14 protein-coding genes are annotated in these 12960 nt (G+C 65.6%); 7 read left to right on the forward strand and 7 right to left on the reverse strand.

All coding sequences use genetic code 11. The features are described 5' to 3' along the window. Position 1: 1 nt before the first annotated feature. Complete coding sequence (locus ACQR1X_RS20560; protein WP_434839635.1) at positions 2–409, reverse strand: hypothetical protein; 408 nt, start codon at positions 407–409, stop codon at positions 2–4. A 157-nt stretch (positions 410–566) separates the two neighbouring features. On the opposite strand from ACQR1X_RS20560, the gene ACQR1X_RS20565 reads away from it, so the two are divergent. Continuing rightward, on the forward strand, positions 567–1283 hold the full coding sequence (locus ACQR1X_RS20565) for an MgtC/SapB family protein (protein ID WP_315802704.1): 717 nt from the start codon (positions 567–569) through the stop codon (positions 1281–1283). Between the two features lie 203 nt (positions 1284–1486). On the opposite strand, the gene ACQR1X_RS20570 is transcribed toward ACQR1X_RS20565, so the two are convergent. Continuing rightward, a complete protein-coding gene (locus ACQR1X_RS20570; RefSeq protein WP_315802705.1) occupies positions 1487–2287 on the reverse strand; it encodes an RMD1 family protein in 801 nt (266 codons plus the stop codon). A gap of 155 nt (positions 2288–2442) precedes the next feature. Between ACQR1X_RS20570 and ACQR1X_RS20575 the strand changes: the two genes are divergently transcribed. Beyond that, a complete protein-coding gene (locus ACQR1X_RS20575) occupies positions 2443–3591 on the forward strand; it encodes a DUF3095 domain-containing protein (protein WP_316236774.1) in 1149 nt (382 codons plus the stop codon). A 7-nt stretch (positions 3592–3598) separates the two neighbouring features. Here the strand turns inward: ACQR1X_RS20575 and ACQR1X_RS20580 are convergent, their stop codons facing one another. Next, positions 3599–4033: a DUF2147 domain-containing protein gene (locus tag ACQR1X_RS20580; protein ID WP_315802707.1), complete on the reverse strand. Its 435-nt coding sequence runs from the start codon at positions 4031–4033 to the stop codon at positions 3599–3601. Positions 4034–4877: 844 nt separating this feature from the next. Here ACQR1X_RS20580 and ACQR1X_RS20585 point away from each other — a divergent pair. From ACQR1X_RS20585 to ACQR1X_RS20595, 3 genes are all read left to right on the forward strand, one after another. Next, on the forward strand, positions 4878–5051 hold the full coding sequence (locus tag ACQR1X_RS20585) for a hypothetical protein (protein ID WP_316217505.1): 174 nt from the start codon (positions 4878–4880) through the stop codon (positions 5049–5051). Positions 5052–5392: 341 nt separating this feature from the next. Beyond that, positions 5393–5986, forward strand: a complete 594-nt coding sequence (locus ACQR1X_RS20590; RefSeq protein WP_434881263.1) for a papain-like cysteine protease family protein — start codon at positions 5393–5395, stop codon at positions 5984–5986. 26 nt (positions 5987–6012) lie between these two features. After that, entirely contained in the window at positions 6013–6615 is a 603-nt protein-coding gene (locus ACQR1X_RS20595; protein ID WP_316217504.1) for a hypothetical protein, read from the forward strand. Between the two features lie 79 nt (positions 6616–6694). Here the strand turns inward: ACQR1X_RS20595 and uvrB are convergent, their stop codons facing one another. The 4 genes from uvrB to ACQR1X_RS20615 all read right to left on the reverse strand — a co-directional run bounded on the left by uvrB (position 6695) and on the right by ACQR1X_RS20615 (position 11852). Further along, the gene (gene uvrB / locus ACQR1X_RS20600; RefSeq protein WP_434899472.1) at positions 6695–10099 is read right to left on the reverse strand and encodes an excinuclease ABC subunit UvrB; all 3405 of its coding nucleotides are present in this window, start codon (positions 10097–10099) and stop codon (positions 6695–6697) included. Between the two features lie 164 nt (positions 10100–10263). Continuing rightward, a complete protein-coding gene (locus tag ACQR1X_RS20605) occupies positions 10264–10446 on the reverse strand; it encodes a hypothetical protein (protein WP_315714095.1) in 183 nt (60 codons plus the stop codon). Positions 10447–10649: 203 nt separating this feature from the next. Next, complete coding sequence (locus ACQR1X_RS20610; protein WP_315803493.1) at positions 10650–10862, reverse strand: hypothetical protein; 213 nt, start codon at positions 10860–10862, stop codon at positions 10650–10652. Between the two features lie 66 nt (positions 10863–10928). Continuing rightward, complete coding sequence (locus ACQR1X_RS20615) at positions 10929–11852, reverse strand: LysR substrate-binding domain-containing protein (protein ID WP_315803292.1); 924 nt, start codon at positions 11850–11852, stop codon at positions 10929–10931. A 90-nt stretch (positions 11853–11942) separates the two neighbouring features. Between ACQR1X_RS20615 and ACQR1X_RS20620 the strand changes: the two genes are divergently transcribed. After that, positions 11943–12704 carry a TSUP family transporter gene (locus ACQR1X_RS20620; RefSeq protein WP_434840247.1) on the forward strand — a complete coding sequence of 254 codons (762 nt, stop codon included), beginning with the start codon at positions 11943–11945 and terminating at the stop codon, positions 12702–12704. Between the two features lie 7 nt (positions 12705–12711). Then, positions 12712–12951, forward strand: coding sequence for a hypothetical protein (locus ACQR1X_RS20625; RefSeq protein WP_316177581.1), 240 nt, complete (start codon positions 12712–12714; stop codon positions 12949–12951). The last annotated feature ends 9 nt before the right edge of the window (positions 12952–12960 follow it).

Raw genomic sequence — 12960 nt, forward strand, 5'->3', positions numbered from 1 at the left:
GTCAGCCTGGATGCCGCGGCAGGTCGATCCGTTCGTTGGCAAATTCCGCAGGACCTTCGATCAGGCGGCGGATCCGCCGCTCGCGCTCCTCGGCGGACAGGCTCGGATCGAGCATCCGATCGATCAGCCGGATCGCATTCTGCTCGATGGCGACGGGATCCCGCGACGTGGGCTGCCCGGCTGCGGCCGGCCGCGATGCATGCAGGCCGATCGTGAGCAACTGGCCGATGGCGTCGGAGCGTGTCATCTGGTGAGCCTCCGCCCAGGCGTCGATCTCGGCGGTGAGCTCCTGGGACAGCTTCACCGCGCTCACCGCATCATGTCCCAGCCGGACGGCCGGGCTGTGATCCCTGCGGACGTCGGAGAATGGCGTCATGTGTTTGCCGGACGTCATCTGCCTGTTGATCATATCAGCCTAAAGTATACGGGAGGGACGGGGATTTGATTTCGATCAAGGACGGCTTAAGAAAGCGGCCTTCTCGCGACGGTTCCGCCGCCGGATGCCACGCGTGCCGCTGCCGCCAGGCAGGCCACGGAGCGTAATACCGTAGACAGTCAGCAAGCCCATGCGATTCCTCCACACCTTCCAGGTCTTCGACTTCCTCGACACGCTCGTGAGCCTGTTCACGGCGTTCGTGCTGGGCACGCTGATCGGTGCCGAGCGGCAATACCGGCAGCGCAGCGCCGGCCTGCGCACCAACGTGCTGGTCGCCGTCGGCGCGGCCGCCTTCGTCGACCTCGGCAACCGCCTGACCGGCGCCGACGGCGCGGTGCGGATCATCGCCTATGTGGTGTCGGGCATCGGCTTCCTGGGCGCTGGCACGATCATGAAGGAGGGCATGAACGTCCGCGGCCTCAACACCGCCGCGACGCTGTGGGCGTCCGCCGCGGTCGGCGCCTGCGCCGGCGCCGACCTGATCGCGCAGTCGGTGGCGCTGACGGTGTTCGTGCTGGCCGGCAACACCTTGCTGCGGCCGCTGGTCAATGCCATCGATCGCATCCCGCTCAATGCGCAGACCTCGGAGGCGAACTACGAGATCGTCCTGACCACCGACGGGCTGCGCGCCGCCGAGCTGCGCGAGGCGCTCGACGAGCGGCTGGAGGCGGCCAAATACCCGGTGCGGGAGACCGAGGTTGTCTATCGTTCCGAGGACATCGTCGAGATCATCGCGACGCTGGTGCCGCTCGCGGTCGATACGGTCGATCTCGACCGCGTCGTGTCCGAGCTGGCGAAGCTTGCCGGGGTCCGTCATGCGACTTGGAACGTCAGAGCGCTGGTGTGACGGCATTGGCGGACCAGCATCGCCGCGCCGGCGGCGGGGCGCTCGCCACACCTCGTGGCTGGCTGCCGCCGGCGACGGTCGCAAGCTCCCCACCCACGTCATGGTTCGACATCCCCCAGCATCGCTCATCGCGCCCATGCGAGAGTTCCATGCCGCGTCTGAACCATCGCTGAATGCGATGGCCGCCGGTCGAGGCTCTGCCGTCAATGCCCGCCGCGGGCGAAGATCTCGTAGAAGCCGAGCACGATCTCGCAGGCGATCAGGATGACGACGATGACCTCGAGCCGCAGCGAGCGCTTGGTGTCGATGATGTCGGCGAGCGTGGTCGCCGTCTCCGCGATCACCGCGAGCTTGCGGTTGAGGGTGTCCTCCCGCTCCTTCAGCTCATACTCGTCCTCGAGCCGTGCATAGAGCCGTTCCAGATCGGGCCGGTCCCACAACACGTCCGGCTTCTCGCCGACCGCCACGCGGCCGGAGACGCGGTGCTGCACCAGCAGCGCCTCGCCGAGCAGCTTGAGCATCGCCACCCGGCTCTTCGATGTTCGCCCCAGCAGCGCCAGCTCGCGCGCGAACGGCTCGATCGTGTCGAACACGTTGGCGATCTCGCGCTCGCTGCGGCCGAGCACGACGCTCTTGGCCAGCGCATCGGCGACGATGAGCAGCCGCTCCAGCGACAATTCCTTGACCAGGACCGGGCCGCCGACCGGGATCGGCTCGTCGGATTCGCGCGCGACCTGGACCTTGGCCGTCTCTTCCTCGTGCGGCGCGATCGGGCCGAACAGTCGCGCGCTCAGCCGGTCGAGGAAGTTGATCTCCTCCGCCACCGACAGGCCGATGAAGACGACGACGCCGTAGCGGAAGACCACGGCGATACCCGTCTCGCCGATGCGGACCGCCAGCGGCGTCGCCGACAGCACTTGGCCCTCGAAGCCGGCGGTATTGATGCGGTCCGCGATCTGGAGCGCGCGGGCGGCGAGTTGTGGAACGGGTGAGGTGTCGGCCATGATGGCGATAGGCTAGCACGTCAATGCCGATGGAACGATAACGCGGTGCAATCCGTCAGGCGACACGTCCGCTGCCGAATATCGTTGCCTGAACCCGCTTGACAGGAAAGAACGTAGCTCCTCATTGGACGCGCACCCCGGACGGATGCCTCTCAATGTCGAAGACCAGCGCTGCGGACTACTATGCCTCGATTCCGGTGTTTCGCGGCTTCGCGCGCCTGATGGAGCCGCAGCTCTACCAGCCGGTGCCGGATGACTGGCTGATCGGCACGGCTGACATCGTCGAGTCGACCAAGGCGATCGCCGACAGGCGCTACAAGGCGGTCAACATGGCCGGGGCGGCGGTCATCGCCGCGGTCACCAATGCCTTGGAAGGGCGCGAATTCCCATTCGTGTTCGGGGGCGACGGCGCGAGCTTCGCCGTCAGCCCGGATGACGAAGCGGCCGCGCGCGAGGCCCTTGCCGCGACCGCGACCTGGGTCAGGGAGGATCTCGATCTCGCGATGCGTGTCGCCCTGGTGCCGGTGAGCGCGATCCGCGCGCAGGGCCTCGACGTCCGCGTGGCGCGCTACGGTCCGTCGGCCAACCTGTCCTACGCGATGTTCGCAGGCGGCGGACTGGGCTGGGCCGAGGCCGCGATGAAGCGGGGCGAGTTCGCGATTCCGCCGGCGGCGTCCGGTGCGCAGCCCGATCTGTCAGGACTGTCGTGCCGGTTCGAGGAGATCCCGGCGGCGCGCGGCCTCATCCTGTCGGTGCTGGTGCTGCCGGCCCCCGGCGCCGATGCGCAGGCCTATCGCAAGGTGATCGAGGAGATCATCACCCTGACCGAACGCAGCCCCGATGCCGGGCGGCCGGTGCCGGCCGGCGCGCCGGCGCTGCGATGGCCGCCGCAGGGATTCGGCTACGAAGTCCGCGCCGCGCGCGGACCGCTGTTGTCGCGCTGGGCCCGCGTGCTCGGACGGACGCTGTTCGTCTATGCCGTGATGCGGTTCAACATCAGCATCGGCGGCTTCGTGCCGGATCTCTACAAGCAGCAGGTGGTCGAGAATTCCGACTTCCGCAAATATGACGATGCGCTGCGCATGATCCTCGACTGCACCGACGAGCTCGCGCAGGACCTGGAGCGCCGGCTTGGCGCGGCGGCGTCGCGCGGCATCGTCCGCTACGGGCTGCATCGCCAGGATGCCGCGATGATGACCTGCTTCACGCCGTCCGCGATCCGGCCGGATCACGTCCACTTCATCGACGGCGCGCGAGGCGGCTACGCGTCGGCTGCGACCGCGTTGAAGGCCGCGGTCGCCTGAGCGCTGATCAGCGCGCGCGGGTCCAGGTCTCGCCGCCGCACAGCGATCCGACGCAGCCTTCCACCTTCAGCGTGTCCGGGCCGGAGACGGAGATGTGGCTGGTGTAGCTCTGGCCGTCATCGGCGTTGTAGATCTTGCCGGACCATTTGTTCGGCCCCTCCGCGTGAACGCCTTCGAACAGTTGCAGGCCGATGATCGGGCGGTTGGCAAGCGCGCGATTCGGATTCTTGTTGTCGACGGCCGGCTTGCCGGTGTCGGTGTCCATCGGCTCCTTCAGCCACACGACGGTGCCGCAGAGACCGGCGCCGCATTTGGCGACCTTGATCCTGGCGTCGCCGGCCTGGGTCAGCCAGGTGCCGGTCGGATCATCGGCAGCCAAAGCGGGCTGCGCCATCACGACGGTCGCCAGCGCAAGACCAGCCAAACGCAATTTCCAAATCATCTTACCCCCCGTTGAAGCCGCGTTTCCATAACAGCAAACGGCGCAGTTGCAATCGCAGAGCAGCGGTTGTCCAAAGCGGGATCATCACGATCAGGTGCATCGCCCACGGAACGTCTCAATCCCTTGCTCGGTTGTCTCATGCACTGGAAATGGCTTTGACTGCCGCGACAAACTCCATTGTCGTCCCGGCCTGGTGCGCAATTGCGCACGCGGCGCCGGGACCCATACCCCCAGGGAGGGGTTTGAGGCAGACCGGTCATTGGCATTGTGCCCATCACGTCCGCCGCGGCGTATGGGTCCCGGATCGGCGCCGTGACGCGCTGGCGCGCGTCACGGCTTGTCCGGGACGACAGCGGTGGGTTTGGCGGATTTACGACTCAAACAGCCGATGACAGGGCCGGGACACGGCAGCGCGGCCTCGCGGCATGTGATGCCCGAGTGCTGCGATCCATGTGGCCCTCTTGAAAGTGCGGAGGGCGCAGGGAATGCCGGGTGAAGGCCTCACCCATGGCCCGCCTGCGAAAAAAATGCAGGCGGCAGGTACCACAGGCAAAGCCGAACACTCCGGCATTCCCTGCGCGACGGTTTTCACGCTTATACGCAGTCTCCCTGGTGCGCCGGGCTTGTTGGCCACCATCCCCAGCGCAATGCGCTAGCATTGCGCCAGGTTGATACCAGCGTCGGGGTATCAGGACGCTGCGACTTCACGTCCGTGCCAAGCCGTTCGTCGGCGCATCCGAAGACACGCTGCGACTTGATCGCGGCCATCGCATCCCCACCTCGCGTGTCGTGACGATCGCGCGCTACGCCCCTCTGCGGTGAGGCGGGATGCGCGGAGATAATCATGATTTCCGATAAAACGCAATATGTTTTTATTTTTCGGAATAAGCGCTGGGTCTTTCGCTTGTCAGGCCGGTTATCTGGCGGAGCTGGTTCGGTTGCCTCAGGACCGCTCGGCATCCTGAGGCCAATGAAAAAATCGCTGTCTCGATTTGAGGGCGGAGTGTCGCTGAAGTGATTGCCTCGTGCCGAGCAGCCCTCTGCAGCCTTCTCGCGAGGGCAACCGTCTTGCTGGCGTTATGGCCACTGGCGGCAAGCGGTCTGCCGACTGAAATCCTCGCCTATATCTACAATGTAAGGCTTCGTCGGTCACGGCGAGGAAATCGCCTCAACAGTTAGGCGCCTCTCCCCCCCCCCGACTACTCGGATAGTTTGATTTTAAAAATCTACAATCTATGATAGATTTCGGACGTTTGAAGTTGTAAAGGGCCGCCGAGGCTGTTCTGAGATGACAGCGTCGGTCTGATGCACCCACGTCCTATTGATTTTCAGGAATGAATACTGGCGAAGGACTAACGGATGTCTATGCAGACGGTATCGTCGGGATCCACCGGTGGAGGCGCTGGTTCGAAATCATTGAGTGGCTTCGCGGTTCAGATGCAGGAACAAGAGTTCTGGTGCTGGGCTGCCGTGAGCGCGAGCGTCGCCATCTTCTACGGTGCGGTCAATCGGACACAATGCGAAGTTGCTTCAGGTGAACTGGCACCTTTGGATTGCTGTGGGGTGGATGCGAGCGGTGCATGCAATCGGGCGTGGTACCTGGACCGCGCGCTCACTCGCGTTGGTCACTTTGCCGGTCTCATTCTCTCCGACATATCCTTCGCGGACCTCGTGAGCGAAATGAATGCTGATCGGCCATTAGGTTGCCGGATACAGTGGGCCGGCGGCTTTGGCGCCCACTTTGTCGGAGTGGGCGGATGGTCCCGGGATGGTACGGGCCTGGAGTATGTGGAGGTTCACGATCCATTTTACGGCTTCGTTCAAATCGCATACAACGATTTTTGCTCGTCTTACCGTTCTCCCGGAGACACATGGACGCATACGTATTTTACTTCTGCAACTCCTAGCCCCGTGGCCGGCGGCCCTGTCGCGGACGCTCCGCTTTCGGCGTAATGGGATCGTAAAAAGGGACTCCCGATATGACTATTGTCAGTCGTCTTGGTCCGTCTGGCGGGGTGGCTGCGGTGAACGCCGCTCTCCCGCATTTGTTGTCCAGGGGCCCTCGAAGCAGCAGTTCTACGCTCGGCGGCGCCAAGAAAGTTCATAACAAAGGTGCGATCCCGCTTTTTCTGATTAGTCCAGCAGACGCACTAAAATCTGATTTTCTGCACAAGAGCGATCCCACGGCGTGGCGATATCCGATCGTTTGGGCAGGCGGCATAGCCTTGGCTGACGTCCGAGCCGATAAAGCTCCTCCAAATCTCTCAGCGCTTATTCGCGGACCTGTGGCCGAGCGCTTTTTCAAAGCGACGGAGATAGTGAAGCGGGAGTATGAATCCTCGAGTGAAGAGTATGAGGTCAGAGCGCTGGAGGTGCCTGCAATGTATGTGACGGCACTATGGCTACATGAGGCTCGCGGGTTTGAGGATATTTTCTTTCCAATAGCAGAAGGCAAAATCGAGCCAAGCATAGATGGCAGAAGTATAGAAGATGATCCGCATTTCCTCGATCGACTGAAAGAAGCGGCACAAGATCGCTTCGCTATCGCCGTCCCGTCTTCTCCTCATCGACGCGGTTTCTAGAATTGTTGCGGTCGACTCAATAGTCGCGCATGATTTGATGATCTCGTTTAATCAGTGTGGCTTTCCGTAAGGTTTGTGTTCACCGCTTCTTCCACCCGCCCCGCTTCCCCGGCGCGCCGCCGGTCGAGCGTGGGGCCGGGCCGAATTCGGGTCCGGATTCGCGGGAGTTGGTCGGCTGGATGATCTTGCTGCTGCTGCCGAACGGCTTTGCCGGCAGCTTGGCGTTGGGGCGGTAGGGCAGGGATTCCGGGCCGTGCATCTCGTCGAGATGGGGCTTGTGGACTTTGGAGCTGGTGCTGCGTGAGGCGCCGCCGGTGATCTCGTCGACCGAGGGCAGCAGTGGATCGTGGTCGCGAGACTTTGCGCCGCCACGACCGCCGCGACTCGCGGGCCCCCCTCCCTGACCCTCCCCCACGAGGGGGGAGGGAACGGAGGGACCGCCGCTGCGGGATGAAGAACTGCGCGAGCCACCCCGGCCCTTCAAGGCCGCCGTCGGCAAATTGGCGGCGTCGCCGTATTTCTTGGTGCCGGCGTAGGCGCCGGCCTTGCCCTGGACGGTGCGCTGCTTGGCGGTGGGGTCGTCGACGACGGCGAGCTCGGTGGCGCGGAGGCGTTTGACCTCGTCGCGGAGGCGAGCGGCTTCCTCGAAGTTGAGATCGGCGGCGGCTTCGCGCATGCGGGTTTCGAGGTCGGCCAGGACGGCCTCGAAATTGTGCCCGATGGAGATGACGTCGTCGGTGGTGGTGCCGCCGCCGGTCTCGATCAGCACGTGGTCGCGCTCGTACACCGAGTTGAGGATGTCGCCGATCGACTTCTTGACGCTCTCCGGCGTGATGCCGTTGATGGTGTTGTACTCGACCTGCTTCTCGCGGCGGCGGTTGGTCTCGGCGATGGCGCGCTCCATCGAGCCGGTCATCTGGTCGGCGTAGAGGATCACCTTGCCGTCGACGTTGCGCGCGGCGCGGCCGATGGTCTGGATCAGCGAGGTCTCGCTGCGCAGAAAACCTTCCTTGTCGGCGTCGAGGATGGCGACCAGCGCGCATTCGGGAATGTCGAGACCCTCGCGCAGCAGGTTGATGCCGACCAGCGCATCGAAGGCGCCGAGGCGGAGATCCCGGATGATCTCGATGCGCTCGATCGTGTCGATGTCCGAATGCATATAGCGGACGCGGATGCCCTGCTCGTGCAGATATTCGGTGAGGTCCTCGGCCATGCGCTTGGTCAGCACCGTGATCAGCGAGCGATAGCCGGCCTGCGCGGTGGCGCGGACCTCGCCGAGGAGATCGTCGACCTGGGTACGGGCGGGGCGGATGTTGACGGGAGGATCGATCAGGCCCGTGGGGCGGATGACCTGCTCGACGAACACGCCGCCGGCCTCGTTCAGCTCCCAGCCGCCGGGGGTCGCCGACACCGCCACGGTCTGCGGCCGCATCATGTCCCACTCCTCGAACCGCAGCGGGCGGTTGTCCATGCAGGACGGCAGGCGGAAGCCGTATTCGGCCAAGGTCGCCTTGCGCCGGAAGTCGCCGCGGAACATGCCGCCGATCTGCGGCACGGTCACATGGCTTTCGTCGGCGAACACCAGCGCATTGTCGGGGACGTATTCGAACAAAGTCGGCGGCGGCTCGCCGGGCAGGCGGCCGGTGAGATAGCGCGAGTAGTTCTCGATGCCGGCGCAGCTCCCCGTCGCCTCCATCATCTCCAGGTCGAAGGTGGTGCGCTGCTCCAGCCGCTGCGCCTCGAGCAGGCGGCCCTGCGCGTGCAACTGGTCGAGCCGCACCTTCAGCTCGGACTTGATCGACTTCATCGCCTGCACCAGGGTCGGGCGCGGCGTCACATAGTGCGAATTGGCGTAGATCTTGATGAACTCCAGCTCGTCCTGCTTGTGGCCGGTGAGCGGATCGAACTCCTCGATATTCTCGACGGTGTCGCCGAACAGGTTCACGCGCCAGGCGCGGTCCTCATAGTGCGCCGGGAAGATGTCGATGACGTCGCCGCGGACGCGGAAGGTGCCGCGGGTGAAATCGTGCTGGGTGCGCTTGTATTGCAGGGCGACGAGGTCGGCGATGAGCTGGCGCTGGTCGATGCGCTCGCCCTTCTTCAGCGCGAAGGTCATCGCGGTGTAGGTCTCGACCGAGCCGATACCGTAGATGCAGGACACCGAGGCGACGATGATGACGTCGTCGCGCTCCAGCAGCGCGCGCGTTGCGGCGTGGCGCATGCGGTCGATCTGCTCGTTGATCGAGGAATCCTTCTCGATATAGGTGTCGGTGCGCGGAACGTAGGCCTCGGGCTGGTAGTAGTCGTAATAGGAGACGAAGTACTCGACCGCGTTGTCGGGAAAGAAGCTCTTGAACTCGCCATAGAGCTGCGCGGCCAGCGTCTTGTTCGGCGCCAGGATGATGGCCGGGCGCTGCGTCGCCTCGATCACCTTCGCCATGGTGTAGGTCTTGCCGGAGCCGGTGACGCCGAGCAGCACCTGGGTGCGGTCGTTGCGCTGGATGCCCTCGACCAGCTCCCTGATCGCCTGCGGCTGGTCGCCCTTGGGTTCATAGGCCGATTTGATCTCGAAGCGGACGCCGCCTTCCGACTTCTCCGGGCGCGGCGGACGATGCGGCGTCCACACCTTGAGCGAGCCGTCGTCCTTGCGGAACTCGGGACGGCCCTCGCGGATCAGCGACTCCAGCGCTTCCGCCGTGGCCTTGACGCCGAGCGCCTCCATCTTGCTGCGCGGCGGGCGGGCGAGCGCTTCCTCGTCGTCCTCGGCGGTGGGCAGGCCGAGCTGCCGCGCCAGTTCCGGATCGAGCGTCGGGATGGTGGCGGCGGTGCCGTACTTGGCTTGCGGCGCTTCGGCGAGGCCGGAAGCGCCAGTAGTGTTGTCAGAGGGCGCGTCCGCTTGCGCCGCGGCGCTCCCTCCCCCCTTGTGGGGGAGGGGTGGGGAGGGGGGTACTCCGGCACGAGCTGCGTCTGAGTCGTCAGCCAGCGCGGGAGGCGGCGCAGGTCGCGCTGCCACGCTCTCCTCCTCTCCCCCTTGCGGGGAGGAGGCGGGGGTGGATTCACGGGCAGTGTTGCTTGGGGCACCCCCCTCCCCAGCCCTCCCCCACAAGGGGGGAGGGAGCGCAGCGTCCTGCTGGGCTGAAGCTCGTGACGTGTCACGGACGGACGACCGCTCCCCCGCCGGCTGCGGATTCGGCCGCAGCGGCATGGGCCGCGCCGACGCGTCGCCCGTCGCGACCTCGGCGCTCCTGCCCTTCGTCGACGCCCGCGCGCGGTGCGCGGCGGCTTCGCCGCCGCTGCGGCGGTCCCAGGAATTATCCGGCGGAGGCTGCAGTCCCGTTGAGGAACCGATGCCGCTCTCGCCGCGGTTGATGGCGGGATTGAGCAGCTCGGCGAGCGCGGGCCCGATCGGCTGCACGTCGGGCCGGTGCGCTTTCGATTTCGGAGTTCGGCCGGGCTTCTTGGGGGTGTCGGGGGTCTTCGCCATCGCCCGAATATGGGACGGATGAGGCCGACTTGAAAGAGTGATCGGGCGCCCCCTCCAGCCCTGCTGACAGCATGGTGGCAGCAGGACGCCGCGATGCTCATGCGCGCGGACGACCACGCGCGTTCAATGAGCGCGATGGCGTTCCCGCGACGCCGTGCCGACGGTCAATGCCGGGTCGGCTGCTCGACGATGTCGAGATGCACGCCGTGGCAGGCGACGCATTGCAGGGCCCAGTACTCGGAACCGCCGCGGCCGTTGATGACGCTCAGGACGCTCAGCTCTGCATCGCAGTCCGGGCATCGCGTACGCACCGAAAAAGCGAGGTGTTTGACGGCAGGCTCAGCCATGAATTGCAGTCCGCATTACGAATACACTCGGCATTTCGAATTGGCGTTTGGAATGTTGGCTTGGAACCGTCTGGCCGCGCGGGTGGACTCTCGGGGACTTCACTCTCGGAGATTGTTCCACGTCGCGCTATCCGTCTTTTCCCGGGGTTCGGTCGATATCCTCCGTCGCGTGCCTCAAAGTGCGCCGAATCGGTTTGCAGGTGTCAGCCCCACCGCTTGCGAAAGCGGTCGATATGGCTTTTCGCGTCGGCAATCGCCATGTCCGCATCGGACCAGGCGAAGCCGACTTCGAGCGAGGGGAACGAAACGCCATTGATCACCACCGGGGTCATGTCCGCGCGGCGGATCCGCGCGTGCCACAAGCCGCGTCCTGCTTCGAACGGCTCGATGGCGAAGTCCTCGTACAAATACGTCATTGCGCAGTCCTGGATGTCCCGAACGGCAACGACAGCATGAATTGGTCCGATCATTTGTGAACAGGTTCACACGTCCGCGTCTTTTTTGATCGCGTCCCTGCGTTGAGAATTCCGGGTCGCGGGCTGTGACGCCGCGCGCATGATCCAGCGCCGGAACGCGGCGAAATCACGTTGGCCGGCCTGGAAATGTCGGTAGACAAGATACCAGCGCTCGCCTTTCGGGACGGTCAGTGCGAACGGTGCAACCAGGCGTCCCGCGGCGAGATCGTCGTCGATATAGGGCCGGATGCCCATGGCGACGCCGAGACCGTCGATCGCGGCCTGCAGCGCATGTCCATAGTACTGGAACTCGGTGCCGCGCGCGCTGACGCGCGTGATGCCCGCGGCCTTCAGCCACAGCGCCCAGTCCTCGGCGGCGTGCGACACCCGCAGCAGGCTCGGTCCCTTGAGATCCGCCGGCTTCTTCAAGGTCGCGGCGAGCCGCGGCGTGCACACCGGCACGAGGTCGGCGGCGAACAGCGGCTCGGCGACGAGGCCCGGCCAGGCGCCGTCGCCGAGCTTGATGCCGCAGCTCCAATCGTCGCCGAACGGCACCGCCGCTCCGCCGGTGGTGATGCGGACCTCGATGTCCGGCTGCTCGGTGCTGAAATCGGCGAGCCGCGGGATCAGCCATTTCATCGCGAAGGTCGGACCGACGCCGAGCGTCAGCACCCGCATCGACGACGGCGCCATGATCTGCGCGGTCAGGCTCGACAGCGCGTCGAAGATCGGCGTCAGCCCGCTCTGATAGGCGCGGCCGGCGGCGGTCAGCGCCAGCCGGTTGGCCTTGCGCTCGAACAGCACCACGCCGAGCCGCTGCTCGAGCAGGTTGACCATGCGGCTGATCGCGGCCGCGGAGACGTTGAGCTCGCTGCCTGCCGCGGCGAAGCTGCCGGTGCGCGCCGCCGCCTCGAACGCCTTGATGCCGTTGAGGAACAGCAGCCGTCTCATCGCGCCCTCAGGAAAACTGATGGAGGGCAAGATAACTCGGTTTGTGCCGATATCGCCAGTGCGACAAATTGCATGGCGAGGAGCTCAGCCATGACACCCGCCCTGATTGCAGCGCTCGGATTGCTGATGGTGGCGACGGCGTTCCTGTCGGGCCTGTTCGGCATGGCGGGCGGGCTGATCCTGATCGGCGTGCTGCTGGCGATCATGCCGCTGCCGGCGGCGATGGTGCTGCACGCGGCGACGCAGATGGCGTCGAACGGCTGGCGCGCGGTGCTGTGGCGCCGGCACATCCGCTGGCGGCCGGTCGCGGTGTATCTCGTCGGCTGCGCGCTGGCGCTCGGCCTGTGGTCGCTGATCCGCTACGTGCCGGACACGCCGATGGCGCTGCTGCTGCTCGGCATCACCCCGTTCATGGCGCGGCTGATGCCGCCGAGCCTGAAGCCCGATCCGGACAGTGTCTGGCAGGGCGCGATCTACGGCACGATCTGCATGGGGCTGATGCTGATGACCGGCGTGTCCGGGCCGCTGCTCGACACGTTCTTTCTCGGCGCGCGGTTCGATCGCAGGTCGATCGTCGCCACCAAGGCGACCTGCCAGGTCGCGAGCCATCTCACCAAGCTGATCTATTTCGGCGGCATCATCGACCAGGCCGCGGGCCTCGATCCGGTGCTCGCGCTCGTTGCGGTGGCGGCGTCGATGCTCGGCACCAGCCTGGCGCGGCGGCTCCTGGAGGCGATGAGCGAGCAGCAGTTCCGCATTTGGGCCAACCGCATCATCACGGCGGTGGCGAGCTATTACATCCTCTATGGCGGCTGGCTGCTGCTGGCCGCGCAGAGCTCGGCGGCGGAGTAAGGCGAGCATGGCCGTATCGGCAGATCCCCTGGTGCTGGACTTCGTCGAGTGGATCGCGCGCGCGCCGCGCCGCCACGCCGAGGTGGTGGCGACGTGGCGGACGAGCTGCCCGCGGCTGACGGTGTGGGAGGATGCCGCCGATCTCGGCTATGTCACGCGCGAGGCGATCGCGGGCGTCGGCATCTTCATCGTCGTCACCGACGCCGGCGCGCAGCTGCTGCGCGACAACGGCCGCGTGGTGCGCTAGAACGGGCCG

It is taken from the genome of Bradyrhizobium sp. HKCCYLRH3073 (assembly GCF_051167995.1).
Classification (GTDB): domain Bacteria; phylum Pseudomonadota; class Alphaproteobacteria; order Rhizobiales; family Xanthobacteraceae; genus Bradyrhizobium.

What these genes read in the sequence shown, in the direction of transcription:
- ACQR1X_RS20560 (WP_434839635.1), bottom strand. Translation starts at nt 409, where the DNA reads ATGATCAACAGGCAGATGACGTCCGGCAAACACATGACGCCATTCTCC.
- ACQR1X_RS20565 (WP_315802704.1), top strand. Translation starts at nt 567, where the DNA reads ATGCGATTCCTCCACACCTTCCAGGTCTTCGACTTCCTCGACACGCTC.
- ACQR1X_RS20570 (WP_315802705.1), bottom strand. Translation starts at nt 2,287, where the DNA reads ATGGCCGACACCTCACCCGTTCCACAACTCGCCGCCCGCGCGCTCCAG.
- ACQR1X_RS20575 (WP_316236774.1), top strand. Translation starts at nt 2,443, where the DNA reads ATGTCGAAGACCAGCGCTGCGGACTACTATGCCTCGATTCCGGTGTTT.
- ACQR1X_RS20580 (WP_315802707.1), bottom strand. Translation starts at nt 4,033, where the DNA reads ATGATTTGGAAATTGCGTTTGGCTGGTCTTGCGCTGGCGACCGTCGTG.
- ACQR1X_RS20585 (WP_316217505.1), top strand. Translation starts at nt 4,878, where the DNA reads ATGATTTCCGATAAAACGCAATATGTTTTTATTTTTCGGAATAAGCGC.
- ACQR1X_RS20590 (WP_434881263.1), top strand. Translation starts at nt 5,393, where the DNA reads ATGTCTATGCAGACGGTATCGTCGGGATCCACCGGTGGAGGCGCTGGT.
- ACQR1X_RS20595 (WP_316217504.1), top strand. Translation starts at nt 6,013, where the DNA reads ATGACTATTGTCAGTCGTCTTGGTCCGTCTGGCGGGGTGGCTGCGGTG.
- uvrB (WP_434899472.1), bottom strand. Translation starts at nt 10,099, where the DNA reads ATGGCGAAGACCCCCGACACCCCCAAGAAGCCCGGCCGAACTCCGAAA.
- ACQR1X_RS20605 (WP_315714095.1), bottom strand. Translation starts at nt 10,446, where the DNA reads ATGGCTGAGCCTGCCGTCAAACACCTCGCTTTTTCGGTGCGTACGCGA.
- ACQR1X_RS20610 (WP_315803493.1), bottom strand. Translation starts at nt 10,862, where the DNA reads ATGACGTATTTGTACGAGGACTTCGCCATCGAGCCGTTCGAAGCAGGA.
- ACQR1X_RS20615 (WP_315803292.1), bottom strand. Translation starts at nt 11,852, where the DNA reads ATGAGACGGCTGCTGTTCCTCAACGGCATCAAGGCGTTCGAGGCGGCG.
- ACQR1X_RS20620 (WP_434840247.1), top strand. Translation starts at nt 11,943, where the DNA reads ATGACACCCGCCCTGATTGCAGCGCTCGGATTGCTGATGGTGGCGACG.
- ACQR1X_RS20625 (WP_316177581.1), top strand. Translation starts at nt 12,712, where the DNA reads ATGGCCGTATCGGCAGATCCCCTGGTGCTGGACTTCGTCGAGTGGATC.